At 71.1% G+C, this 23,999-nt stretch carries 21 protein-coding genes and 1 tRNA gene; 16 read left to right on the forward strand and 6 right to left on the reverse strand.

The window, feature by feature from the left end; translation table 11 throughout:
* Nucleotides 1-34 precede the first annotated feature (34 nt).
* The 4 genes from ADK52_RS09995 (at nt 35) to ADK52_RS10010 (ending at nt 3,813) form a co-directional block, all read left to right on the forward strand.
* Nucleotides 35-838 carry a thioesterase II family protein gene (locus tag ADK52_RS09995; protein ID WP_078988199.1) on the forward strand — a complete coding sequence of 268 codons (804 nt, stop codon included), beginning with the start codon at nt 35-37 and terminating at the stop codon, nt 836-838.
* A 47-nt stretch (nt 839-885) separates the two neighbouring features.
* Nucleotides 886-1,749 (forward strand): helix-turn-helix transcriptional regulator, encoded by an 864-nt coding sequence (locus ADK52_RS10000; RefSeq protein ID WP_078988201.1) that lies wholly within the window; start codon nt 886-888, stop codon nt 1,747-1,749.
* A 195-nt stretch (nt 1,750-1,944) separates the two neighbouring features.
* Nucleotides 1,945-3,006, forward strand: a complete 1,062-nt coding sequence (locus ADK52_RS10005) for a beta-ketoacyl-ACP synthase III (RefSeq protein ID WP_234343622.1) — start codon at nt 1,945-1,947, stop codon at nt 3,004-3,006.
* 162 nt (nt 3,007-3,168) lie between these two features.
* A complete protein-coding gene (locus ADK52_RS10010) occupies nt 3,169-3,813 on the forward strand; it encodes an NADPH-dependent F420 reductase (RefSeq protein WP_107090018.1) in 645 nt (214 codons plus the stop codon).
* A 98-nt stretch (nt 3,814-3,911) separates the two neighbouring features.
* Here the strand turns inward: ADK52_RS10010 and ADK52_RS10015 are convergent, their stop codons facing one another.
* Nucleotides 3,912-5,117 carry an acyltransferase family protein gene (locus ADK52_RS10015; protein ID WP_063783808.1) on the reverse strand — a complete coding sequence of 402 codons (1,206 nt, stop codon included), beginning with the start codon at nt 5,115-5,117 and terminating at the stop codon, nt 3,912-3,914.
* Between the two features lie 237 nt (nt 5,118-5,354).
* Between ADK52_RS10015 and ADK52_RS10020 the strand changes: the two genes are divergently transcribed.
* From ADK52_RS10020 to ADK52_RS10030, 3 genes are all read left to right on the forward strand, one after another.
* Nucleotides 5,355-6,608, forward strand: a complete 1,254-nt coding sequence (locus tag ADK52_RS10020) for an MFS transporter (protein WP_078988205.1) — start codon at nt 5,355-5,357, stop codon at nt 6,606-6,608.
* A gap of 155 nt (nt 6,609-6,763) precedes the next feature.
* A complete protein-coding gene (locus ADK52_RS10025; RefSeq protein WP_053689411.1) occupies nt 6,764-7,384 on the forward strand; it encodes a hypothetical protein in 621 nt (206 codons plus the stop codon).
* 184 nt (nt 7,385-7,568) lie between these two features.
* On the forward strand, nt 7,569-8,069 hold the full coding sequence (locus ADK52_RS10030; RefSeq protein ID WP_119095249.1) for a flavin reductase family protein: 501 nt from the start codon (nt 7,569-7,571) through the stop codon (nt 8,067-8,069).
* Nucleotides 8,070-8,166: 97 nt separating this feature from the next.
* Here the strand turns inward: ADK52_RS10030 and ADK52_RS10035 are convergent, their stop codons facing one another.
* The 4 genes from ADK52_RS10035 to ADK52_RS10050 all read right to left on the reverse strand — a co-directional run bounded on the left by ADK52_RS10035 (nt 8,167) and on the right by ADK52_RS10050 (nt 12,282).
* Entirely contained in the window at nt 8,167-8,976 is an 810-nt protein-coding gene (locus ADK52_RS10035; protein ID WP_053689413.1) for an AfsR/SARP family transcriptional regulator, read from the reverse strand.
* Nucleotides 8,977-9,113: 137 nt separating this feature from the next.
* Entirely contained in the window at nt 9,114-10,100 is a 987-nt protein-coding gene (locus ADK52_RS10040) for an aldo/keto reductase (protein ID WP_053689414.1), read from the reverse strand.
* Nucleotides 10,097-11,203 (reverse strand): acyl-CoA dehydrogenase family protein, encoded by a 1,107-nt coding sequence (locus ADK52_RS10045; RefSeq protein ID WP_053689415.1) that lies wholly within the window; start codon nt 11,201-11,203, stop codon nt 10,097-10,099. Before ADK52_RS10045 ends, ADK52_RS10040 begins: the two co-directional genes overlap by 4 nt.
* Before the next feature lie 482 nt (nt 11,204-11,685).
* Nucleotides 11,686-12,282 carry a DUF4352 domain-containing protein gene (locus tag ADK52_RS10050; protein WP_053689501.1) on the reverse strand — a complete coding sequence of 199 codons (597 nt, stop codon included), beginning with the start codon at nt 12,280-12,282 and terminating at the stop codon, nt 11,686-11,688.
* Between the two features lie 142 nt (nt 12,283-12,424).
* Here ADK52_RS10050 and ADK52_RS10055 point away from each other — a divergent pair, with 142 nt between their 5' ends.
* Nucleotides 12,425-12,655 carry a hypothetical protein gene (locus ADK52_RS10055; protein ID WP_053689416.1) on the forward strand — a complete coding sequence of 77 codons (231 nt, stop codon included), beginning with the start codon at nt 12,425-12,427 and terminating at the stop codon, nt 12,653-12,655.
* 373 nt (nt 12,656-13,028) lie between these two features.
* Here the strand turns inward: ADK52_RS10055 and ADK52_RS10060 are convergent.
* A tRNA-Arg gene (locus tag ADK52_RS10060) sits at nt 13,029-13,100 on the reverse strand.
* Between the two features lie 105 nt (nt 13,101-13,205).
* Here ADK52_RS10060 and ADK52_RS10065 point away from each other — a divergent pair.
* From ADK52_RS10065 to ADK52_RS10100, 8 genes are all read left to right on the forward strand, one after another.
* Nucleotides 13,206-13,676, forward strand: a complete 471-nt coding sequence (locus ADK52_RS10065; protein ID WP_234343624.1) for a response regulator — start codon at nt 13,206-13,208, stop codon at nt 13,674-13,676.
* Between the two features lie 68 nt (nt 13,677-13,744).
* Complete coding sequence (gene nrtL, locus ADK52_RS10070) at nt 13,745-14,761, forward strand: ArgS-related anticodon-binding protein NrtL (RefSeq protein ID WP_053689418.1); 1,017 nt, start codon at nt 13,745-13,747, stop codon at nt 14,759-14,761.
* A 19-nt stretch (nt 14,762-14,780) separates the two neighbouring features.
* Nucleotides 14,781-16,172, forward strand: coding sequence for a diaminopimelate decarboxylase (gene lysA, locus ADK52_RS10075; RefSeq protein WP_053689419.1), 1,392 nt, complete (start codon nt 14,781-14,783; stop codon nt 16,170-16,172).
* Between the two features lie 158 nt (nt 16,173-16,330).
* Nucleotides 16,331-17,635: a homoserine dehydrogenase gene (locus tag ADK52_RS10080; RefSeq protein ID WP_182508553.1), complete on the forward strand. Its 1,305-nt coding sequence runs from the start codon at nt 16,331-16,333 to the stop codon at nt 17,633-17,635.
* A 6-nt stretch (nt 17,636-17,641) separates the two neighbouring features.
* Nucleotides 17,642-18,712, forward strand: a complete 1,071-nt coding sequence (gene thrC, locus ADK52_RS10085; protein ID WP_053689420.1) for a threonine synthase — start codon at nt 17,642-17,644, stop codon at nt 18,710-18,712.
* A gap of 313 nt (nt 18,713-19,025) precedes the next feature.
* A complete protein-coding gene (thrB, locus tag ADK52_RS10090) occupies nt 19,026-19,952 on the forward strand; it encodes a homoserine kinase (RefSeq protein ID WP_030295292.1) in 927 nt (308 codons plus the stop codon).
* A 434-nt stretch (nt 19,953-20,386) separates the two neighbouring features.
* Nucleotides 20,387-22,516 (forward strand): transcription termination factor Rho, encoded by a 2,130-nt coding sequence (gene rho, locus ADK52_RS10095; protein ID WP_053689421.1) that lies wholly within the window; start codon nt 20,387-20,389, stop codon nt 22,514-22,516.
* 306 nt (nt 22,517-22,822) lie between these two features.
* Complete coding sequence (locus ADK52_RS10100; protein ID WP_053689422.1) at nt 22,823-23,923, forward strand: LCP family protein; 1,101 nt, start codon at nt 22,823-22,825, stop codon at nt 23,921-23,923.
* Nucleotides 23,924-23,999 lie beyond the last annotated feature (76 nt).

Raw genomic sequence — 23,999 nt, forward strand, 5'->3', positions numbered from 1 at the left:
CCCTCCCGCCGGAATCCCCCGCCACACTGGCGGCATGTTCCACACAGCGGCGAACATCCCGGTTTCCAGGGCGGCGGGTACGGCGGAGAGCATCCCGGCGAAGAACGAATCGACCCGGCTGCGCCTGTTCTGCTTCCATCACGCGGGCGGCAGCGCCTGGTCCTTCTCGGGCTGGGGGCAATGGCTGGGCCGCGGAGTGGAGGTGGTGCCGGTGTCCATGCCCCCCAGGTCGGCGCCCGCGGCCGGCGTCCCCGGTGCCGTCAGCACGATGGACGACCTCGTACGCGAGGTGACAAGTCAGCTGACCCCCTTCCTCGACGAGCCCTACGCCTTCTACGGACACAGCATGGGAGCGCTGGTCTCCTACGGCGTGGCACAGCGGCACATCGCCGCGGGACGGCGCCCGCCCGCCTGTTTCGTGGCCGGGGCCCACCGCGCGCCGCATGTCCAGGCTGCGCCCGACCTGACCGTAGGGCTATCGGATCGAGCCTCCCTAGAGCTGCTGTTGGGCCTGGGTGGAGCCGGTCGGCTGCTGCGGGAGAACCCCGTCCGCATGCGGACCGTCGTGCAACGGCTCCGCGATGACCTGCGGGTTTGCGGTACCTACCGGCATCCGGAGGCGGGCCACCGGCCGCTGCCCTGCCCGGTCCACGTCCTGCGGGGCAGCGGTGATCCGCTGGTGCCGGCGGCGGACGCCGAGGCGTGGCGCGTGCACGCGGGCGGGCCGTTCTCGTTCCGCACCCTCCCCGGGGGCCACTTCTTCAACCGGGAGCACAAGGACCTGTTCTTCGCCGAGTTGGGGCACATCCTCGGGGCGGTCGAAAAACGAACCGTGTGATTCCCGCCGCTGACACCGCGTGGGGGTGTGACCTACCTTCGGGCGGTATGGACGCCATGCCGTTAGGGACCGACCGCAACGACCGTAACGACCGCATCGAGAGCAACGACCGTACGAAGAAGAAGCGCACCGAGCTGGCGCACTTCCTGCGGAGCCGCCGGGCGGCACTCTCCCCCGAGGACGTCGGACTGGCGACGGCCGCCCGGCGCGCCCGGGTCGGGCTCCGCCGTGAGGAGGTCGCGGTCCTGGCCGGGGTGAGCGCGTCGTGGTACGCGTGGCTGGAACAGGGCCGCCCCATCAAGGTCTCGGACGGGATACTCGACGCGATCAGCCGGGCCCTGCGCTTCAGCGAACGCGAGCGGGTGCACCTGTACCGGCTCGCGGACGCCAACCCCCCGCTGCCGCTGTCGGCTCCGGACCTCCCGGACTCCGGACTCTTCCAACGGATGGTGGACACCCAGCTGTTGGGGCCCTCCTGCGTCATCGACCGGTACTGGGAGATCCTCGCGGCCAACGAACCGGCCGCGGAGGCGCTGCGCCTGGGCCGCGACGGCAACGACAACTTCCTGACCAGCCTGTTCAACGGATCACACGGCGAGCGCTACCTCAACCGGCCGCAGCTGGCCCGCCGGATGACGGCCCGCTTCCGCCTGCAGTCCTCGTACGGGGCCGACGATCCGCGGTACGAGGAGATCGCCGGAGAACTGGCCGGGAGCGACCCGCGGTTCGCCGAGCTGTGGGAGCGCCACGAGGTCGAGGAGTTCGTGCCGACGACCGTGGAGGTGGACCACCCCCACGAGGGCCGCGTCTCCTACGTGCTCTTCACCCTGGACCTGGACGAAGCCGTCGGCACCCGCCTCCTGGTGTACCTCCCGCCGGGCGCCGCCGGGCCCGTGTCGGCCTGGTCGTAGGCGTAGGCGTAGGCGCAGTCGTAGGCGAAGGGGGCCGGCGGCGAGGGTGGTGGTCCCACCACCACCGGCGGCACGGTCTGGATGGGTTCCGGCCGCCGCCGCAGAATCGTCGGGTGGCCTGCCCCCGCGCGGAGAGCGGCCCGTTCCACCGTGCCCGGCAGCGGCGTCCCGCACCGGCGACTATGGAGGCCTCCCTTGACTCATGCGACTGAAGCCCTCGATGCCGTTGACGCGTTGGGCCACGGCCGGACAGCGGTCCTCACCGGGCTCGGGACGTTCGTCCCGCCCCGCGTCGTGACCAACGAGGAGCTGTCCCGGACCATGGACACCTCGGACGAGTGGATCCGCACCCGTACGGGCATCACCCAGCGGCACTGGGCCGACCCGGGCACCGCCACCGGCGACCTCGCGGTGGCGGCGGGCGAGCGGGCGCTGAAGTCGGCCGGCTCCGGGGACGTCGACCTGGTGGTGCTCGCCACCACCACCCCGGACCACCCGTGCCCGGCGACGGCTCCCGAAGTCGCCTCCCGGCTGGGCCTGGAGGGCGTGCCCGCGTACGACGTGGCCGCGGTGTGCAGCGGCTTCGTCTACGGGCTCGCCTCCGCCGCGGGCGCCATCGCCGCCGGCATCGCGGAGCGCGTCCTGGTCATCGGCGCGGAGACGTACTCGACGATCCTCAACCCGCAGGACCGCACGACGTCGGTCATCTTCGGCGACGGCGCCGGAGCGGTGGTGCTGCGGGCCGGCGACCCCACCGAGCCCGGTGCGCTGCTGGGGTACGACCTGGGCAGCGACGGCTCGCTGAAGGACCTGATCATCGTCCCGGGCGGCGGTTCACGGCAGCGCTCGGCCGCGGCCGCGGCCGACGGGCCCGAACCGGACCCCGCCGACGCGTACTTCACCATGCAGGGCAAGTCGGTCTTCCGGCACGCCGTGACGCGGATGGCGGCCTCCTCCCAGGCCATGCTCGACCGCGCCGGCTGGGCGGCGGATTCGGTGGACTGGTTCGTGGGCCACCAGGCGAACGTACGGATCCTGCACGCCGTGGCCGACCAGCTCGGCATGGCGCGGGAGCGGACGGTCGTCAACCTCGACCGGGTCGGCAACACCTCGGCCGCCTCCATCCCGCTGGCCCTCTCCGACGCCGTCGCCGCGGGTCAGGTCACACCGGGCGACCGCGTGCTGATGAGCGCCTTCGGCGGCGGCGTGACCTGGGGCTCTACGGCCCTGGTCTGGCCCGACATCACCGCGTACTGAACCAGCCGACCAGCCGACCAGCCAACCAGCCAACCAGCCAACCAGCCATCGAATCAGCCAACGAACCAACCCCCTTCGTCGGCCGCCGGTCACCGTGACCGGCGGCCGACGTCCGTTTGAGAGAGCGAGGACTTCCAGATGACCGGATCGGCACCAGCGGCCATGACGACCCCCCTGACCATCGCCATCCTGGGCGCGGGCAACATCGGCCGCCCGCTCGGCCGGCACTGGGTGGCGGCCGGGCACCGCGTGACGTTCGGCTCCCGGGACCCGGGCCGGCTCGCGTCCTTCGCCGAACCGCTGGGCGAGCGGGCGCGGGCCGCGACGTTCGCCGATGCGGTCGAGGCGAGCGAGGTCGTCCTGCTGTCCGTCCCGCACCCGGCCCTCGACGGCCTCCTGGAGCGGCTGGCGGGCCCGCTGGCCGGAAAGACCGTCATCGACGCCACCAGCCCGATCGGCCTCTCGGAGGAGGGACTGTTCGTCTCGGTGCTCGGACCGGGCGTCACCCGGGGGAGCCGGACCGCCGGGCTGCTGCCCGACAGCCCGCTCGCCCGCGCGTTCTGCCACTTCCCGGACGAGCTGCTGTGGTCGCGCGGCACCGGGCAGCGGCACTTCTGGGGCATGGGCACCGCCTCCGACGACCCCGCGGCCCGGGCGGTCACCGAGACCCTGGTGCACGACGCCGGTTTCGTACCGGTCCATCTCGGCGGGCTGGAGGAGTCGGCCGCCCTGGATCCCGGCGGCGCCCTCTTCGGCCTCGCCTCCACGGCCGCGGGCCTGCGCGCCGCGGCCGGTCTCGGAACGTAGGGCCTCGGAACGTACGGCCTCTGACGTACGACGGGGACGGCCCGCCCCTCCGGCCGGAGCCGGAGGGGCGGGCCGTCCCGTTTCCCACGGGCCTTCGGTCACGCGGTGGGGGAGGATCCGACCTTCTCGCCCGCTCCGCGGACCGCGAGGGGCCGGGGCCCGGCGGCGGGGAGGGTGGCCGCCACGAGCTTCTTCTTCGGGTTCGACCAGCGCCGCGTGATCGGCCGTTCGACCAGGGTGTACAGCGCCCACGAGACCAGGATCGCGACGCCCATGGCCAGCGCCATCAGCCCGACGGCTGCCGCGTTCGCGTACGAGTGGCTGCCGAGCAGCTTCCACACCGCGACCATCACCGTGTAGTGCACCAGGTAGAAGGCGAACGAGATGTCGCCGAGCCAGACCATCGCGCGGTTGCGGAAGAGCGTGAACCTGCCCTCGTCGTCCGCGATGGCGCCGGCCGCGATGAGGAGGGCGGCGGGGACGACGCAGACCGCGCGCGTCGCGTAGAGGGGAGGAACGAGGTAGCCCAGGGCGAAAGCGGCGGCGAGCAGGACGCCGGACCAGACCATGCCGATGTTGCGCCAGCGTCCCGCCATCACGGAGCGCGCCACGAGGATGCCGAGGGCGAAGTCCAGTACCCGGGGCAGCGGCAGGATGTAGGAGAAGAAGTACTGGTTGATCGAGGTGTCGGGCTCGGTGGGCATCATCGCCCCGGCCGGGACCAGCAGCGTGGAGAGCAGCGGCGTCGCGATGATGCCGGCGACCACGCCCACGACCCAGAGGTTCAGCCGGCGGGCCGGGATCTTCTTGATCCAGTGGAGCAGGACGGGGAAGAGGAGGTAGAAGACCGCCTCGACGCCCAGCGACCAACCGGCCGGGTTCACCCCGAAGTTGATCGCGAAGTCCGGGTACCAGACCTGGACCATGAAGAGGTTGAGCAGGCCGATCGTCATGTCCGTGATGGGCGCCGCGAACACCAGCATGGCCAGCGCCCAGACCACCACGTAGTTCGGGACGATCTTGAGGAAGCGGCGCCGCCAGAAGCGCGGCGCGGTGTCGGTGTCCCGGGCCGACCAGGTCAGTACGAAGCCGCTGAGCACGAAGAAGAACGTGACGCCGAGGGCGCCGGCGTGGGCCACGGCGTCGTAGTACGTCGTGACGGCCGAGCTGCTGCTCAGCCAGGGGACGCCCAGGAAGCCCAGGAGTGCCGCGTGGTAAAGGAACACCACGAAGGCGGCGGGAAAGCGCAACCCGGTCAGCGTGTCGAGGCGGGTCACCCGGGTACGCATTCTGTCCGTCGACACGATGCTGCTCCTTCAGAAGAGGGATGCTGGGAAAGACGCCAGGAAAGCTACCCGAGATACGGCCCAATTGCCGGGGCGCACTTATCCGGTTGGTCCCACCACCAGGAGCCGGAGGCACTTCCTCCGCAGGCGCGGGCGCGGGAAAATTCATCAGCGGACCTTTTCCGCCTTTTCGAATCCGAGCGTCACCTGGCGCCATTTCTCGCTTCGCGCATATTCCTCGACCCGGGAGCAACCATGTCCACCAGCGTGACCAGTCAGAGCAGCACGACGCCCCCGGTGACGGAAGTCCCGACCCCCGCGGCCGCGCCACCGGGATCGCCCTGGCGGTCCTGGCTGGCCGTGGTCGGACTGGCCCTCGGCGTCTTCTCGTTCGTCACCACAGAGACCCTGCCCATCGGCCTGCTCCCGTCCATCGCCGAGGGCACGAACGTCTCCCTCGGCTCGGCGGGATTCCTCGTCACCGGCTTCGCGGTACTCGCCGCGGTGACCGCCGCACCCCTGACCGCACTCACCGGCCGCGTGGACCGCAAGTGGCTGCTCGTCGCCCTGATGGTCCTCTACGTCGCCGGCAACTTCATGGCCGCAGCCGTCTCCGGCTACGCGCTGCTCCTGACCGCCCGCCTCATCGTGGCCCTGGCGCACGGGGTGTTCTGGTCCATCGCCGTGTCGATCGCCGTACGGCTGGTCCCCGAGCGGCACGCCGTCCGCGCGACCTCGGTGGTCCTCGGCGGCATCTCCCTCGCCTCCGTCGCGGGCACCCCGCTCGGCACCGCCGTCGGCCAGTCCGCCGGCTGGCACGCGGCCTTCGTCTGCGTCGGCTTCCTCGGCTTCCTCGTCCTGGCGGCGAGCCTGCTGTTCATGCCCGCCCTGCCCGCCAAGGGCACCGGCAGCCTGGCCGCGCTCCTGCACGTACTGCGCCACCGCGCGCTGCGCGTCGCGGTCGGCGTCACCGCGCTGATCATGAGCGGCCACTTCCTCGCCTTCACGTACGTGGCCCCCTTCCTCCAGGAGGTGACCGGCGTGCGGCCGTCCCTCGTCGGCGCGCTGCTGCTGGTCTTCGGCGCGGCCGGACTGGCCGGGAACTTCGCGGCGGGCGCCGTCGTCGGCCGGGCCCTGCGGACGAGCATCATCGGCTGCACCGGACTGCTGGCCGTCGTCATGGGCGTGATGTACGCGGGCGGAGCGAGCGGCCCGCTCGTCATCACGATGCTGGTGTGCTGGGGCGTGCTCTACGCGGCGCTCCCGGTCGCCCTGCAGACCTGGGTCATGCGGCTGGTCCCCGAGGAGAGCGAGGCCGCCTCGTCGCTGTACGTCGCCGCCTTCAACGGGGCCATCGGCGTGGGCTCGTTCATCGGCGGCCTGATCATCGACTCCGACGGCCCGCGCCTGGCGATGGCCGTGGCCGGCGCCTTCGCGCTCGCCGCGATGCTGGTGACCGCTGCTTTCGGCCGGAGCGGGGGAGAGGCGCGGACGTCCGCCCGCTCCTGATCACGACGCTTCCACATGTCCCGCCCGGGCCCGCGTGAGGGGTCCTCGGGGGCGGCGTGAGGAATTCATGGTGGCCGTATGGCGCACGACCTGTCGTGAGGCTCGGGCGCGCGGCCATACTCGTGAAACCCTCCGCCCGGCAAGAGAGGTGCAACATGCGGTATTCGACCGGGGGTGTCCAGACCTTCCATCTCTGGTCGCTGTCCGAGGACGTGATCGTCGATCAGGGGGCCGGCGCGGACGTACTCCTGCTCACCAGCCGCTGGGGCCAGGACCGGCTCGACCGGCCCAGCCCGGCGGTGCGCGAGGTACTGCGGAGGATGGAGCTCGGTCCGGTCCTGCTGGCCAATGCCCTGAGCGAGCCCGAGGACCAGTGCCCGTTCACCCTGCCGGCGCTCAGCAAGCTGTCGCACCTCGTGGTGCGCACGCTCGGCGTGGACGACCTGAAAGGGCCGCTGCTGTCCGTGGTCCCGCTGTCGTCGGCGGCCTCGTTCGTCCTGATCCGGCCGGCCGGTGAGCGGCGCGTGTGCCTGCCCCGGCACGTGGCCTTCACCGTGCCGGAGTCCGGCACCGGATGCGTCCTGGAGTCCGAGCGTTCCCCCCACCGCGTCGTCCTGCACCGGCAGGAGGCGGCGTGGGTGGCGATGACCCTCGCGTGGCCGACCACGCTGACCGCGGTCTCGGCCGCGCTGCCGCTGCCGCCGCAGGTGACCGAGGACATCGTCGGCTATCTGGCGGCCGCCGGACTGGTGACGTCCGTGGACGAGCCCGCGTAGCGGCTCGGCGGCTCGGCGGATCCTTGGCTCGGCGGATCCTTGGCTCGGTCGCTCGGTCGCTCGGTCGCTCAAGGGACGCTGGTGTTCCGGCCGAGTTCCCGTCCAGACGGTTTCAAGCCACTTGCCCGATAGTGCGGCGCATGCAGCGGGAAAGTCCCGTAACTGACTCGACGGAGTGGCCATCATGCTGGACACGGATACCTTCCGTAAGGTTTTCGGTTCCTTTCCGACGCCTGTCGCGATCGTCACCGCACTCGGCGAGGGCGGCGAACCGACCGGCTTCACGTGCAACGCGTTCTCCGCCGTCTCGGCGGCGCCGCCCCTGCTCCTGCTGTGCGTGGGCAAGGGCTCCAGGACCCTGCCCGCGATCCTCGCCTCCGGGGCGTTCGCGATGAACTTCGTGGCCCACCGGGGCCGGGACGCGGCCCGGACCTTCGCCGGGAAGGCAGTGCGCAAGTTCGACGGAGTGGCCTGGCGCGGCGGGCTGGCGGGGGTTCCCGTACTCACCGAGGACGCCGTGGCCTACGCGGGCTGCACGCTCGTGGAGACGGTGGAGGCCGGCGACCACCTGCTGCTCATCGGGCGGATCGACGAGAGCGAGACCTTCCCCGGTGCGGCCGCCCTGTACCAGCAGGGCGAGTTCGGCCGCTGGGAGCCGGACCGCCGGCTGGCCGTCCAGTACTGACGCGACGACGAAGCTCCTGGCGGACACGGTGTCTGCCAGGAGCTTCGTCGTTCGTACGGCGCGGCCGTATCGCCTTGTGCGTGGGGGGCGGCGACGGCTAGGCGGAGAGTGCATGCAGGGTGGAGGAAGGGACTTGCAGGCCGGTGTCGTTGGCCAGGATGGCCTGGTGCAGCCGCTGGATCCGCGGCGACGGTTCGACCCCCAGCTCACTGATGAGCGCGTGGCGCAGCGCCTGGAAGGCGTCGAGCGCACGCCAGGGGTGCCCGGCCCGGTACAGGGCGGTCATCAGCTGGGCGGACAGGGTCTCGTGCAGGGGCTGCCGGCTCACGAGCATCCGGAGCTCGCCGATGATCTCCGCGTGCCGGCCGAGGCTGAGGTCGGCTTCGAGGCGCATCTCCAGCGCCCAGTCGCGCTCCTCCTGCATGCCGATGACCTCCGTGCCGAGCACCTCCCCGACCGGGACGTCGGTGAGGGCCGGCCCGCGCCACAGGTCCAGGGCGCGGCCGAGCTGCTCGGAGGCCGTCCTGGGGTCGTTCTCGGCCATCGTCCGGCCGCCGGCGCGCACCAGCTGCTGGAACGTCAGCAGGTCGAGGGAGAACTCCTCGGGAGCGAGCCGGTAACCCCCGTAACAGGTCGCCAGTACGTCCTTGGCGCTCCGGCCGGATTGCTGCTGCACGCCGGCCTGCGTGAGTTTCCGGCGTAATTGGAGGATGTAGGTCTGGAGCGTGGTGGCGGCACTGCGGGGAATTGCATCGCCCCACAATTCGGCCATCAGCGTTTCCACTTGTACGACACGTCCCGCGCGGATGGCGAGCAGCGCGAGGATCTGGCGCGGTTTTCCGGCGGTCGGTGCGATGGACATGCCGTGCATACGGGCTTCGAGCGGTCCGAGAACTCCGAATTCCATGGACTCAGCATCGCAGCCGCCTTGAGCGGGCGACCAGTGACGAGCGCACGGGCGGACATGAAGTTCTCATACGCGTCCGCCCGCCTGCTGAGGAGCAGGCGGGCGGAGGGGGAACGGGCGGAACCCGCACGGTGGGCTCAGCCGTTGACGAAGGTGAGACCGGTCGCGTCGTAACGGGTACCCGCGATCTCGCCGGGCGGGGCCGCGGCCTCGATCGCGGCGAGGTCCTCGGGGGAGAGCTCGACGGACAGGGCCGCGAGGTTCTCCTCCAGGTAGCGCCGGCGCCGCGTGCCGGGGATCGGCACCACGTCCTGGCCCCGGTGCTGCACCCAGGCGAGCGCGAGCTGGCCGGCCGTGATCCCCTTCGCCGCGGCGAGCTCGTCCAGCTCGGCGACGATCGCCAGGTTCCGCTCGCGGTTGCCGTCGGCGAAGCGCGGGTGCCCGCGCCGTACGTCGGTCTCCGCCAGCTTCTCCACCGAGCCGTACCGGCCGGTCAGGAACCCGCGCCCGAGCGGGGCGTACGGGACCACCCCGACGCCGAGCTCGCGGCACACCGGGAGGATCTCCGCCTCCAGGTCCCGGGACCACAGCGACCACTCGCTCTGCAGCGCGGCGATCGGGTGCACCGCGTGCGCCCGCCGGATGGTCTGCGCACCGGCCTCGGACAGGCCGAGGTGGCGTACCTTCCCGGCCCGCACCAGCTCCGCCATGGCGCCGACGGTCTCCTCGATCGGAACCTGGGGATCGACCCGGTGCTGGTAGAAGAGGTCGATGTGGTCGACACCGAGCCGGCGCAGCGACGCCTCGCAGGCCTGCCGTACGTACGCGGCGTCGCCCCGTACGAGGGTGGGCTCGCCGAGCCGGTTGGCGAAGCCGAACTTGGTGGCCAGCACGACCTGGTCGCGGCGCCCGGCGACGGCCCGGCCGATCAGCTCCTCGTTGTGGCCGCTGCCGTAGAAGTCGGCGGTGTCCAGCAGGGTCACCCCGAGGTCGAGGGCGCGGTGCAGGGTCGCGACCGACTCGGCGTCGTCGGTGGCGCCGTAGCCGTGGCTCATGCCCATGCAGCCCAGGCCCTGAGCGGAGACCGCCAGTTCGCCCAGGTGACGGGTGGGGACGTTGGTCATGCTGCCTCCAAGGCGAACGGGCGGGACGAGAAGAGAACGGCGGCCGGATCGAAGGTCAGGGCGATGTGCGTGGCGATGGAATTGACGTCCCGCCAGGCCCGCTCCAGCGGACTCCCGGTGCTCTGCCCGGAGGTGCCGGAGGCGGCGAACATCCGGTTGACGGCGTTCACCAGAAGCTCGGTGGACAGCGCGTAGTCGCGCACGTTGCGGGCGATCTCCTCCTCGCTGATCCGGGCGCCCCGGTCGGCGACGGACGCGGCCCGCTCCAGCAGCAGCATGGCGGCGTCTATTTCACCGGAGCTGCGGGTCAGGACGGCTTCGTACGTACTGAGGGAGGGCCCGGGACCACCCGCCCGGCCGCCGCCGCGCGCGAGCCGCTGCGCGGTGTCGCCGGTCCACAGCTCGAGCGCGCCGCGCGCGGCCCCGAGGGCGGCGGGCGCGCACGACAGCCCGTTCACGGCCTGGACCGGCACGGTGTGGCCGTCGGACAGCCGCTGCCGGTCCACGCTCCGCGACTCGGGAACGAACACGTCATCGACGATGACCGTGTTGCTCCCGGTGCCCCGCATCCCGGACCCGGTCCAGGTGTCCTTGACGGCGTAGGCACCCCGGGGCAACGCGAACAACCGCGCACCGCCCGCGCCGGGCAGAGCGGCACACAGCACCACCCAATCCGCATAGTCGACGCCGCTGATGTAGGCCCAGCTCCCGGACAGCTGCCACCCACCCGGGGCCGGCACGGCCTTGCCCACGGGCGAGAGCGACCCGACGACGAAGACATCGGCCCCGCCGCCCCAGACATCGGCCCGCCCCTCCTCCGGCAGGCAGGCGGCCACCCGAGCCAGACTGGCCGCGACGGAAGCACACCAAGCAGTAGCGGCACACCCCTCGGCGACGACGGCCACGGCGCGGGCGAACTCGCTGAAGCCGCCCTCCACCCCACCGAACCCGACGGGCACGAAATGCCGGGCGAACCCGCTCTCCAGCATCAGCGCCACCACATCGGGGGTCAGCCGCCGCTGCTCCTCCGCATCGGCAGCCCGCCGCCGCCCCAACGCGCGCAACCCCCCGGCCCGCTCAACAAGCCCGGTCCCCGTAACCATCCTGCCTCCTCGAACGACACCGATGAGCGGCCGGACCATCCCACACCCCCCTCAACCCCCACTCGCACCCCCCTAGAGCGACAATCAGCCTTGCAGCTGATTTGCATCTCCATCTGGGATGGCGAGTTCTCGGTGCTCGAGTACGTCACGCCGGCGGTTCGCTCATACATCCGCCCCCATGGCCCGTCTCAGCGAGTCTCTCGGCCTCCGAGGTGCGGCCATGTGTGCCCGGTCGTCCGGTACACGGATTCGCGAGACGTCCTGGCGGAGGCAGCGCAGGCGGCCGCGCTGGGTTACACCGGCCGGCCCAAAGCCGGCGGTGGAACGGAGCGGCGGGCGTGGGTGACCTCGCATCACCTGGCGGTGGTGACGTCCGATCTCAACGCGTCGGGGCACACAGGTCTGTGACAGCGGTCCCCTGGTGGGGGACCGCTTCGTCCCAAATCAATGCGTAGACGCCGTCCGGCTGCTGTCTGCGGGGGTCAGGACACGTCGGCGCGTACCGCCTTGCCGATCAAACCGTCCGTGTACGCCACCGTCTTCGCGGTGAACGTACCCTTGCCGGTGATCGCACCGGTCACGTTCTCGCCCGGGGCCAACTCCACCGTGGCGATCTGGTTCTCGTCGGCGCCGAGTTCAGCCGTGTGCTTGGTGCCGTTCGTGTCGGTGACCGCAAAGTAGAGCGGGTTCACGTTGATCGGCTTGCTGCTGTTGTTCGTGATGGTGACGGACACGCTCGTGTAGTCGTCACCTTGCGCGATGATGCTCTTTTTGAACTCCGTCTTCTTGGCGACAACCTCGACTGCGGCCTTCCTCTCCGGCTCGGCGGAGGGAGGCTTGGACTCGGACGCCTTCGCCGACGCGGACGTTGCAGCGGCCGGCGGCCTGGACTCCTTGGCGGTCTTGTCGCTGCTCTCACCGCCGAGGGCCGCCCCGACGACTCCGAGGAGCACGACGAACCCCACGATGCCCAGACACGAGAAGCCGACGATCTTCCCCGTGTTGGACTTCTTCGGAGGCGGGGGCGGGTAGCCGTACCCGGGCTGTGGCTGGCCGGGCGGCGGGAATTGCTGAGACATGGAGACCCCCACGGTGAGTGCGAATCCGGTCACCGTACGGAGATATGTGCGCGCGGGTGCGGCAATGTCCAAACCGTGACAATCGAGAGTTCAACTACCCGCCACCTGCCACACTGGAGGCCTCCCGAAGGAGGGGACGCCCGTGAGTGCTGACCTCGTCCGCCTGGCCGTGACGGATACGGTCGCCGGCCAACCTTGCGTCGTGTCGATGTCCCACGCGCGTGAGCTGTGGGACGAGGTGACGGAGCAAGACCGTGAGCAGCTGAGACTGATCGCCCGCTACCGGTTCGCCAACTGGGTGCGCAACGAGTACGGGATCACGCTGTCGGAGGAGCACCTCGACGCCCTGCCGGTGGCTGCGTACATGGCTTGATCAAATCAACGCCGCGTAGGCTCCGCCTGTCAGACCCCACGTCCCAGATCTCAGTCCGATCCGACATCCCCCCAGCCTGCCGCCGGGCACGTGCAGACACATCCGGACAGCCTCAGGCCAGGTCTGGTCATCCCGCACCGACGCCCGCATGAAGACCCGGAAACGTCCGCGTGGCAGCCGACGTTGCCGATCCGCCAGGTAGGTGTTGCGGAGTGACGGATCATGCGCCGGACGGGGGTGCGAGACCCATGCGCCACTCACGCGAGAACAGCGGGAGCCAACGAGAAAGCCCCGGACTCAGTGGGACTGAGTTCGGGGCTTCTTCTTTGGCACTTCAGCTGGTCAGCGACACTTGCACACTGCCTAGCTGGAGTGCCCCCGGCAGGATTCGAACCTGCGCACACGGCTCCGGAGGCCGTTGCTCTATCCCCTGAGCTACGGGGGCGTGTCGTTCGCGTTGCGGCGACGGGTTGAACACTACCAGCTTCCGCGGGGTGATCAGGAACCGATTACGGGCCCGGGGGACGCGGGTCGCTCGGAGGGGGTGGAAGTGGCAAAAACCCGGACGCGGGGGCTTAGGCGGACCTACTCTCGAGTTGTGCCAGGCGCCTCGGGCCGGGTGCTTGTTGTCGACGACAACAAGGTCATCCGGCAGCTGATCAAGGTCAATCTCGAGCTGGAGGGCTTCGAGGTCGTGACCGCGAACGATGGTGCCGAGTGCCTGGACATCGTGCATCGCGTGTGCCCCGATGTGATCACCCTTGATGTGGTTATGCCCCGGCTGGACGGGTTCGCGACCGCCGCGCAGCTGCGTGCCGATCCGCGGACGCGGCACCTGCCCCTCGCCATCGTGAGCGCCTGTACGCAGCACGAGGTGGAGTCCGGGATCGAGGCCGGGGTGGATGCGTTCCTCGCCAAGCCCTTCGAGCCCGCCGAGCTCGTACGGGTCGTACGCCGGCTCGCCGAGCGCAAGGACCGGCGCGAGCGGAAGGGCGCGCCCGCCGGGCGCGGCAGAGGGTAACGCCGGTCGCCTGTTCACATGGCGAAACCGTTCGCGGGATGGGAGGGCTTCTCCCCTAGGCTGGTCCCGTGACCCCCGCCGACCTCTCCAGCACCGTCGCACGCGCCGTGCGCCGCGCCGTCGAGGACGGGGAGCTGCCCGCCGGGACGGGTGTGCCCGAGCGGGTCGTCGTCGAGCGGACCCGGCCCGGGGGAGTGGGCGATTACGCCACCCCCGTCGCGTTCCAGGTCGCCCGGGCCGCCGGACGGCCCCCCGCCGAGGTCGCCAGGGTGATCGCCGAAGGCCTGGCCGCGGAGCCCGGGCTCGAGCGCGTCGAGATCACCGGCGCCGGGTTCCTGAACTTCACCCTCGCCGCCCGCAGCGCCGCCGGGCTCGTCCGCGAAGTGCTGTCGCGCGGACCGCGCTACGGGTACGCGGACGACGCCGGCGAAGCCGAGCCCTTCTGCTGGGCCCCCACCGCCGGGTTCCGACAGCGCGCCGTCCACGAGGCCGTCGTACGCATCCTGCGCAGCCAGGGACGGGAAGACGGCGGCGCGCCGCCCGGCGTCGCCCCCGTCGCGCGCCGCGACGGGGACGTGGTCGCCACCTACGGGCGGGACGCCGCCACCTGGGCCGTGCTCTCCGTTCCGGCCCGCGAGACCCCCCAGTTCGGGGCCCCGCTCCTGGTTCAGGACGAGTCCAGCGAGTTCTTCCTCGTGCGGTACGCCCACGCCCGCGCGAAGGCCCTCGGCCGCGGCGCCGCCCGCCTCGGCTTCCACGCCGACCCCGCCGCGTTCGCCGGCCCCGCCGACCCCGCCGCGTTCGACGGCCCCGGCGCGGCCGGCGCCCCCGCACTGCTGCGGCTGCTCGCCGAGTACCCCCTCGTACTGGAAGCCGCCGCGCACCGGCGGGCGCCGGAGCAGGTCGTCCGGTTCCTCGTCCGCACCGCCGACGAGCTGCTCGATTTTCAGCACTGCGTCCTGCCCAAGGGGGACGAGAAACCCTCGGCCGCCCACCGCGCCCGGCTGGCCCTTGCCGAAGCCGCCGGGACGGTGCTGGCCGGCGGCCTGGCCCTTCTCGGCATAGACGCACCTGACTGCCTGTGATCTGCGAAGAGAGATACCGATGAGCCGTTCCGCGCACCCCGCCGGGCCCCGCCACGCCGACGTCCTGCCCGAGGGGCACTACTCCCCGCCGCCCGCCGACCTCAACGCGCTCGACGAGAAGGTCTGGGCCCGGACCGTGCGCCGGAACGACGACGGGGAAGTGACCGTGGGCGGGGTGGCCGTCACCGCCCTCGCCGAGGAGTTCGGGACGCCCGCCTACTTCCTCGACGAAGAGGACTTCCGGGCCCGCTGCCGGGCCTGGGCGCACGCCTTCGGGCCGGACGCCGACGTGTTCTACGCGGGCAAGGCCTTCCTCTCCAAGGCCGTCGTGAAGTGGCTGCGGGAAGAAGGGCTCAACCTCGACGTCTGCTCCGGCGGCGAACTGGCCACCGCCCTCGCCGCCGGCATGCCCGCCGAGCGGATCGCCTTCCACGGGAACAACAAGTCCGTGGCCGAGATCACCCGGGCCGTCACCGCAGGCGTCGGCCGGATCGTGCTCGACTCCTTCCAGGAGATCGCCCGCGTCGCGCACATCGCCCGCGAGCTGGGCGTACGCCAGCCCGTCCAGATCCGCGTGACGGTCGGCGTCGAAGCCCACACGCACGAGTTCATCGCCACCGCGCACGAGGACCAGAAGTTCGGCATCGCCGTCGCCGACGGCTCCGCCGCCGAGGCGGTACGGCGCGCCCTCGGACACGACAGCCTCGACCTGCTCGGCGTCCACTCCCACATCGGCTCGCAGATCTTCGACATGGCCGGCTTCGAGGTCTCCGCGAAGCGCGTCGTCCAGCTGCTGGCCGCCGTACGGGACGAGCACGGCGTCGAGCTGCCCGAGATCGACCTCGGCGGCGGGCTCGGCATCGCGTACACCCCCTCCGACGACCCGCGCGAGCCGCACGAGATCGCCAAGGCCCTGCACGAGATCGTCGCCCGCGAGTGCGAGTCCGCCGGCCTGCGCGCGCCCCGCATCTCCGTCGAGCCCGGCCGCGCCATCGTCGGCCCCACCGCCTTCACCCTCTACGAGGTCGGCACGATCAAGCCGCTGGAGGGGCTGCGCACGTACGTCTCCGTCGACGGCGGCATGTCCGACAACATCCGCACCGCCCTCTACGACGCCGAGTACGCCGTCACCCTCGTCTCCCGGGTCTCCGACGCCGAGCCCATGCTCGTCCGCGTCGTCGGCAAGCACTGCGAGAGCGGTGACATCGTCGTGAAGGACGCCTTCCTGCCGGCCGACCTGGCCCCGGGCGACCTCCTCGCCGTACCCGCCACCGGGGCGTACTGCCGCTCCATGGCCAGCAACTACAACCACGCCCTGCGCCCGCCCGTCGTCGCCGTGCGCGACGGACAGGCCAGGGTGATCGTCCGGCGCGAGACGGAGGAAGATCTCCTGCGCCTCGACCTCGGATGATCCGGTTATTTCAGGGAGAAGCCCCCATACCCCCAAAATAGGTGTCTCACTCAATGGACCGAGGATGGAAAGTGCTGTCCATTGAGTGAGACTGGTTGAGACCCGGCGCGCAATACCGCACGCCGGGTGGTGATGGAAGATCGAAAGGCGTAGGTCGAATGATGCGTACGCGTCCGCTGAAGGTGGCGCTGCTGGGCTGTGGAGTGGTCGGCTCAGAGGTGGCGCGCATCATGACGACGCACGCCGACGACCTCACGGCCCGCATCGGTGCGCCCGTCGAGCTCGCCGGCGTGGCCGTGCGCCGTCCTTCCAAGGTGCGCGAGGGCATCGACCCCGCCCTGGTCACCACCGATGCGACCGCCCTCCTCAAACGCGGCGACATCGACATCGCGATCGAGGTCATCGGCGGCATCGAGCCCGCCCGCACCCTCATCACCACCGCCTTCGAGCACGGCATCTCCGTCGTCTCGGCGAACAAGGCGCTGCTCGCCCAGGACGGCGCCGCCCTGCACGCCGCGGCCGAGCAGCACGGGCTGGACCTGTACTACGAGGCCGCCGTCGCCGGCGCCATCCCGCTGGTCCGCCCCATGCGCGAGTCCCTCGCCGGGGACAAGATCAACCGGGTGATGGGCATCGTCAACGGCACGACGAACTTCATCCTCGACAAGATGGACTCCACCGGCGCCGGGTACCAGGAGGCGCTCGACGAGGCCACCGCCCTCGGGTACGCCGAGGCCGACCCCACCGCCGACGTCGAGGGCTACGACGCCGCCGCCAAGGCCGCGATCCTGGCCGGCATCGCCTTCCACACCCGGGTCCGCCTCGACGACGTCTACCGCGAGGGCATGACCGAGGTCAGCGCCGCCGACTTCGCCTCCGCCAAGCGCATGGGCTGCACCATCAAGCTCCTCGCGATCCTGGAGCGCGCCGCCGACGGCGAGTCCGTCACCGCCCGCGTGCACCCGGCGATGATCCCGCTGACCCACCCGCTCGCCTCCGTCCGCGAGGCGTACAACGCCGTCTTCGTCGAGGCGGAGGCCGCCGGGCGGCTCATGTTCTACGGGCCCGGCGCGGGCGGTTCGCCGACCGCCTCGGCGGTCCTGGGCGACCTCGTCGCCGTCTGCCGCAACAAGCTCGCCGAGGCAACGGGGCCCGGCGAGTCGGCCTACACCCAGCTGCCGGTCAGCCCCATGGGCGACGTCGTCACGCGGTACCACATCAGCCTCGATGTGGCCGACAAGCCGGGCGTCCTCGCCCAGGTGGCGACGACGTTCGCGGAGCACGGTGTCTCCATCGATACCGTACGACAGCAAGGACGTCCGGACGGGGTCGGCAATGAGGCCTCCCTCGTCGTCGTCACCCACCGCGCGCCCGACGCCGCCCTCTCCGGGACCGTCGAGGCACTGCGGAAGCTGGACACCGTGCGCGGTGTCGCCAGCATCATGCGTGTTGAAGGGGAGTAAGGACCCATGAGCAGCAATCGCACCCACCAGTGGCGCGGCATCATCGAGGAGTACCGGGACCGCCTGCCGGTGACGGACACGACTCCCGTGGTCACGCTCCGCGAGGGCGGCACTCCCCTCGTCCCCGCGCAGGTGCTCTCCGAGCGCACCGGCTGCGAGGTACACCTCAAGGTCGAGGGCGCGAACCCCACCGGGTCCTTCAAGGACCGCGGTATGACCATGGCGATCACCAAGGCCAAGGAGGACGGCGCCAAGGCCGTCATCTGCGCCTCCACGGGCAACACCTCGGCCTCGGCCGCCGCGTACGCGGTGCGCGCCGGGATGGTCTCGGCCGTCCTCGTGCCCCGCGGCAAGATCGCGCTCGGCAAGATGGGCCAGGCGCTCGTGCACGGCGCCAAGATCCTCCAGGTCGACGGCAACTTCGACGACTGCCTGGACCTGGCCCGCGCGCTGTCCGACAACTACCCGGTCGCGCTGGTCAATTCCGTGAACCCGGTGCGCATCGAGGGCCAGAAGACGGCCGCGTTCGAGATCGTCGACGCGCTCGGTGACGCCCCCGACATCCACGTGCTGCCCGTCGGCAACGCCGGCAACATCACCGCGTACTGGAAGGGCTTCAAGGAGTACAAGGCCGACGGCCTGGCCTCCCGTACGCCCCGCGTGTGGGGTTTCCAGGCCTCCGGCTCCGCGCCCATCGTGCGCGGCGAGGTCGTCAAGGAGCCGCACACCATCGCCACCGCGATCCGCATCGGCAACCCGGCCTCCTGGGAGTACGCGCTCGCCGCGCGCGACGAGTCGGGCGGCTTCATCGACGAGGTGACGGACCGCCAGATCCTGGCCGCCTACCGCCTGTTGGCCGCACAGGAGGGCGTCTTCGTCGAGCCCGCCTCGGCGGCGTCCGTGGCCGGCCTGCTCAAGGCCGCCGAGCTGGGCCTGGTCGACCCCGGCCAGACGATCGTGTGCACCGTGACCGGAAACGGCCTCAAGGACCCCGACTGGGCCGTCGCCGGCGCCCCGCAGCCGGTCACCGTCCCGGTGGACGCCGAAGCCGCGGCCGTCCGCCTCGGCCTGGTCTGACCGCAGTACCCCAGTTGCCGGATTCCGGAACGCCTCCGGAAGGCCTCCGGAATCCGGCAACTCAGGCCGTACGGCACAAAAGTCGGCGGCATTCAGCGGAATCCACCGGAAGACACCGACACGCATCGTGCGCCTCCTGTGCGCCCTATGTCGCGAGAGAACCTTCCTTCGATACGCTGTACTTACATCCGCCACCGCGCATATGACCGTGGTGCTGCCCAGAGGGCCTTCGGGTGTCGTACGTTCTCCAGTACATTCGCAGCGAGCCAGCGAAGATCTCGTCTCGCACAGTCACAAGGAGTGTCATCGGACGATGGCCGGTCCAGCGTTCCGCGCCGCCGCCGTACGGGTGCGCGTTCCCGCCAGCAGTGCCAACCTCGGCCCGGGCTTCGACGCCCTCGGCCTGGCCCTGGGGCTCTACGACGACGTCGTCGTCCGGGTGGCCGACTCCGGCCTGAACATCGACATCGCGGGCGAGGGCGCCGACACCCTCCCGCGGGACGAGAGCCACCTGCTCGTACGCTCCATGCGCACCGCCTTCGACCTGCTGGGCGGGCAGCCGCGCGGCCTCGAGGTCGTCTGCGCCAACCGCATCCCGCACGGCCGCGGCCTCGGCTCCTCCTCCGCCGCCATCTGCGCCGGCATCGTCGCCGCCCGCGCCGTGACCATAGGCGGAGAGGCCAAGCTGGACGACGCGGCCCTGCTCGAACTGGCCACTGAGATCGAGGGCCACCCCGACAACGTCGCCGCCTGTCTCCTCGGCGGATTCACCCTCGCCTGGATGGACGGCGGCAGCGCCAAGGCGATCCGTATGGAGCCTGCCGATTCCATCGTTCCGGTGGTCTTCGTCCCCTCCAAGCCGGTCCTGACGGAGACCGCGCGCGGCCTGCTGCCGCGCAACGTCCCGCACGTGGACGCGGCCGTCAACGCGGGTCGCGCGGCCCTGCTCGTCGAAGCCCTGACCAGGCGTCCCGAGTTGCTGCTGCCGGCCACCGAAGACCGGCTCCACCAGGAGTACCGGTCCCCGGCGATGCCCGAGAGCGTGGCACTCGTCAACCGGCTGCGGGCGGACGGCATCCCCGCGGTCATCTCCGGCGCGGGCCCCACGGTCCTCGCGCTGGTCGACAACGGCGCGGCCGACAAGGTCGCGCAGCTCGCGGGCGAGGGGTGGGCGGCGAACCGGCTCGCCCTCGACGCCGCGGGCGCGAGCGTCCTGCCGCTGGGAACCCAGGGCGGCTAGGCCGTAGGGGCAGACCCGCCAGGGGCGGGCGGCCAGGGCAGGCCGCCCGCGCTGTAGGCGCGATTGCCGGTGATTGAGAGGGGGAATATCTGTTGGATCCGGTAGTGTTAGTCTCAAGTGCGCAGCCGAAGCCGCCATGGCTCGGTGCTCAGTGTCCCCATCCGGGACCACCTTTCTTCCGGGAGCCTCCCCGACTGCTTTGATCGCATCCAGCAGTTTCGAGCACGCTCCGGAATCGGCGTGACATTCCCACGCTTCCAGCTCGGGGGCTTCTCGCCGGAACCACCCACGCACGTTTCTCTCCGCCGTTCCTCTTTCGGCGGACCACCGCCCCGGCCGCGGTCCATGACCCATCAGATCATGGTCCGTTGTCGGACAGCACAACCGGTCGCCGAGCCAGACAGGCCGACGTCCGCTCCAGGGAAGGACCCTTCGTGAGCGACACCACCGATCTGATGGGCGCTGCCGACACCACTGTCGACACCAGTGCCCCCGCCGCGGGCACCGCCCCCAAGCGTCGCCGCTCCGGCACCGGCCTTGAGGGCATGGTCCTGGCCGAGCTCCAGCAGGTCGCGTCGGGCCTCGGCATCAGGGGCACCGCGCGGATGCGCAAGAGCCAGCTGATCGAGGTCATCAAGGAGGCGCAGGCGGGAAGCAGCGCCCCCAAGGCCGCGGCTCCCGCCGCCGACGCCGCCGAGGCCAAGCCGAAGCGCCGCGCCACCAGCAAGGCCCGTACGGGTGAGGCCGCCGCCACGGCGCCCGCCGAGAAGCCTGCCGCGCAGGCGCAGATCGAGATCCCGGGTCAGCCGGCCTCCGACGACGCCCCGGCCGGCGAGCGCCGCCGCCGTCGTGCCACGGCCCCCTCCGGCAGCCCGGAGACCGCGGCCCCCGCCGCCGCCGTGCAGGTCGAGGCGAAGACCGAGACCGCCACCACCACCGCGACCGCTCCGGCCGAGGTCAAGGCCGAGGCCGCCACCGCCGTCTCCGCGCCCGCCCAGGAGGGCGAGGGCCGCGGCCGGCGCGACCGCCGCGACCGCGGTGACCGTACCGAGCGCGAGGGCGGCCGCCGAGACCGCCGTGACCGCGGCGCCAAGGCCGACGACCAGGGCCAGGGCGCCCAGGGTCAGGCCCAGGCCGGCCCGGGTCAGGGCGGCCAGGGTCAGGGCGGCCAGGGCGCCGGCCAGGGTGGTCAGGGCGGCGGCCGCGGCGACCGTCAGGACCGCCAGCAGCAGGGCGGCCGTCAGGACCGCCAGGACCGCCAGCAGCAGGGCCGCCAGGACCGTCAGGGCCCCCAGGGCAACGGCCCCGAGGACGACTTCGACGACGAGGGCGGCCGTCGTGGCCGTCGCGGCCGCTACCGCGACCGCCGTGGCCGTCGCGGCCGCGACGAGTTCGCGCCGAACGAGCCGCAGGTCGCCGACGACGACGTCCTGATCCCCGTCGCGGGCATCCTGGACATCCTCGACAACTACGCGTTCATCCGGACCTCGGGCTACCTGCCCGGCCCCAACGACGTGTACGTCTCCCTCGCCCAGGTCCGCAAGGCGGGTCTGCGCAAGGGCGACCACACCACCGGTGCCGTGCGCCAGCCCAAGGACGGCGAGCGCCGCGAGAAGTTCAACGCCCTCGTGCGTCTGGACTCGGTGAACGGCATGGCGCCCGAATCCGGCCGCGGCCGACCGGAGTTCCAGAAGCTGACGCCCCTGTACCCGCAGGACCGGCTCCGTCTGGAGACCGACCCGGGCGTGCTGACCACCCGCATCATCGACCTCGTGTCGCCGATCGGCAAGGGCCAGCGCGGTCTGATCGTGGCCCCGCCGAAGACCGGCAAGACCATGATCATGCAGGCGATCGCCAACGCGATCACCACCAACAACCCCGAGTGCCACCTGATGGTCGTCCTGGTCGACGAGCGTCCGGAAGAGGTCACCGACATGCAGCGGTCGGTCAAGGGCGAGGTCATCTCCTCGACCTTCGACCGCCCGGCCGAGGACCACACCACCGTCGCCGAGCTGGCCATCGAGCGCGCCAAGCGCCTCGTCGAGCTGGGTCACGACGTGGTCGTCCTGCTGGACTCCATCACCCGTCTGGGCCGCGCGTACAACCTCGCGGCGCCCGCCTCCGGCCGCATCCTGTCCGGTGGTGTCGACTCGACCGCGCTGTACCCGCCGAAGCGCTTCTTCGGTGCCGCGCGCAACATCGAGGACGGCGGCTCGCTGACCATCCTGGCCACCGCGCTGGTCGACACCGGCTCGCGCATGGACGAGGTGATCTTCGAGGAGTTCAAGGGCACCGGCAACATGGAGCTCAAGCTCGACCGGAAGCTCGCCGACAAGCGCATCTTCCCGGCCGTCGACGTCGACCCGTCGGGCACCCGCAAGGAGGAGATCCTCCTCAACAGCGAGGAGCTCGCCATCGTCTGGAAGCTGCGCCGGGTGCTGCACGCGCTCGACTCGCAGCAGGCCATCGAACTGCTCCTCGACAAGATGAAGCAGACGAAGTCGAACGCCGAGTTCCTGATGCAGATCGCCAAGACGACCCCGTCGGGCAAGAACGACGACTGATCCGTCGATCCGTCGCCGTACACGGCATCACCGGGACCGCCCCCGCCGCATCCGCGGCGGGGGCGGTCCCGTCTTTTCCGCAGATGCGAGCTTCGCCACACCCGCGGCTTTCGCAAACCCCCCCGCCGCGCCCTGCGTCCCCCCGGGAAACCGCAGGTGGGAGCGGTGCGCCCGACGGCGGACCGGCCACCGGTCCCGCCGGGATCGCCGCAGTGCCCCCGTACGGGTGCCCCTTTCCGCCGTGGAACCCTGGACGGCATTCGTCCGTCTGTGTTCAGAGGGAACGTACTCAGGACTGAGGAGAGCATGAGCGAGGACAGCAGGGACGGCGGCAGGCGTGCCGCGGGCCGGCGCCGACGGAAACCGCCGAAGCGCCGCGGGGCCCTGGTCATCGCCGCGTGGAGCGCCGCAGGCGTGGTCCTGCTGGGCGGGGCCGGCCTCGGCTGGTTCTACTTCCACCTGAACGGGAACCTCAAGACGGTCGACATCGACCAGGCGCTCGGCACCGACCGCCCCCAGAACGTGGACAACGGCTCGATGGACATCCTCGTCCTCGGCTCCGACTCCCGCGGCGGCGCCAATTCCGAGTACGGGCGGGACGACGGCGGCTCGGCACGCTCCGACACGGCGATGATCGTCCACCTCTACGAGGGCCACAAGAAGGCCACCGTGGTCTCGATACCGCGCGACACCATGGTCAACCGGCCGTCCTGCACGCTGAGCAACGGCAAGACCGACCGCGGCAGCGCGCGCTCCCAGTTCAACGAGTCGTTCACCATCGGCGGGGCCGCCTGCGCGGTCAAGACCGTCGAGAAGATGTCGGGGATCCGCATGGACCACTACATCGAGGTCGACTTCACGGGCTTCAAGAAGATCATCGACAACCTCGGCGGCGTCGAGCTGACGACCACCAAGCCGATCAAGGACGGATCGAGCCACCTCGACCTCCCGGCCGGTGCCAACAAGCTCAACGGGGAGCAGGCCCTGGGCCTCGTACGGACCCGCAAGAGCGTCGGCGACGGCTCCGACCTGGGCCGAATACAGCTCCAGCAGGCGTTCATGAAGGCCCTGATCAAGCAGGTCAAGGGCATCGGCGTCTTCGACAACCCCAAGCGGCTGCTCGACCTCGCCGACACCGGTACCAAGGCGCTCACCACCGACAAGTCGCTCGGCGACGTGAAGTCCCTGATGGGCTTCGCGCAGAGCCTCCAGGGCATCGACGCCCAGGACATGAAGATGATCACCCTGCCGGTGGGTCCGGACCCCCGCGACAACGACCGGGTCGTCCCGCTGACCAAGGAGTCCAAGATGGTCTGGGACGCCCTGCTGGCCGAGCAGCCGGTCCCCGCCGAGGCCACCGCGAACTCCATGGGCGACAAGGGCACCGCCGGTCAGATCGTGCAGTAAACCGCAAAATGCCTGGTCAGGCGCTTTCCGCAAGGGAGCGGAATAGATACCGGACCGCCCTCGTTGAGGGAGGCGT

It is taken from the genome of Streptomyces sp. WM6372 (assembly GCF_001279655.1).
Taxonomy (GTDB): domain Bacteria; phylum Actinomycetota; class Actinomycetes; order Streptomycetales; family Streptomycetaceae; genus Streptomyces.

What these genes read in the sequence shown, in the direction of transcription:
- ADK52_RS10100 (WP_053689422.1), top strand. Translation starts at nt 22,823, where the DNA reads ATGAGCGAGGACAGCAGGGACGGCGGCAGGCGTGCCGCGGGCCGGCGC.
- thrC (WP_053689420.1), top strand. Translation starts at nt 17,642, where the DNA reads ATGAGCAGCAATCGCACCCACCAGTGGCGCGGCATCATCGAGGAGTAC.
- ADK52_RS10040 (WP_053689414.1), bottom strand. Translation starts at nt 10,100, where the DNA reads ATGACCAACGTCCCCACCCGTCACCTGGGCGAACTGGCGGTCTCCGCT.
- thrB (WP_030295292.1), top strand. Translation starts at nt 19,026, where the DNA reads ATGGCCGGTCCAGCGTTCCGCGCCGCCGCCGTACGGGTGCGCGTTCCC.
- ADK52_RS10080 (WP_182508553.1), top strand. Translation starts at nt 16,331, where the DNA reads ATGATGCGTACGCGTCCGCTGAAGGTGGCGCTGCTGGGCTGTGGAGTG.
- ADK52_RS10035 (WP_053689413.1), bottom strand. Translation starts at nt 8,976, where the DNA reads ATGGAATTCGGAGTTCTCGGACCGCTCGAAGCCCGTATGCACGGCATG.
- ADK52_RS09995 (WP_078988199.1), top strand. Translation starts at nt 35, where the DNA reads ATGTTCCACACAGCGGCGAACATCCCGGTTTCCAGGGCGGCGGGTACG.
- ADK52_RS10045 (WP_053689415.1), bottom strand. Translation starts at nt 11,203, where the DNA reads ATGGTTACGGGGACCGGGCTTGTTGAGCGGGCCGGGGGGTTGCGCGCG.
- lysA (WP_053689419.1), top strand. Translation starts at nt 14,781, where the DNA reads ATGAGCCGTTCCGCGCACCCCGCCGGGCCCCGCCACGCCGACGTCCTG.
- ADK52_RS10010 (WP_107090018.1), top strand. Translation starts at nt 3,169, where the DNA reads ATGACGACCCCCCTGACCATCGCCATCCTGGGCGCGGGCAACATCGGC.
- ADK52_RS10020 (WP_078988205.1), top strand. Translation starts at nt 5,355, where the DNA reads ATGTCCACCAGCGTGACCAGTCAGAGCAGCACGACGCCCCCGGTGACG.
- ADK52_RS10030 (WP_119095249.1), top strand. Translation starts at nt 7,569, where the DNA reads ATGCTGGACACGGATACCTTCCGTAAGGTTTTCGGTTCCTTTCCGACG.
- ADK52_RS10025 (WP_053689411.1), top strand. Translation starts at nt 6,764, where the DNA reads ATGCGGTATTCGACCGGGGGTGTCCAGACCTTCCATCTCTGGTCGCTG.
- ADK52_RS10050 (WP_053689501.1), bottom strand. Translation starts at nt 12,282, where the DNA reads ATGTCTCAGCAATTCCCGCCGCCCGGCCAGCCACAGCCCGGGTACGGC.
- ADK52_RS10000 (WP_078988201.1), top strand. Translation starts at nt 886, where the DNA reads ATGGACGCCATGCCGTTAGGGACCGACCGCAACGACCGTAACGACCGC.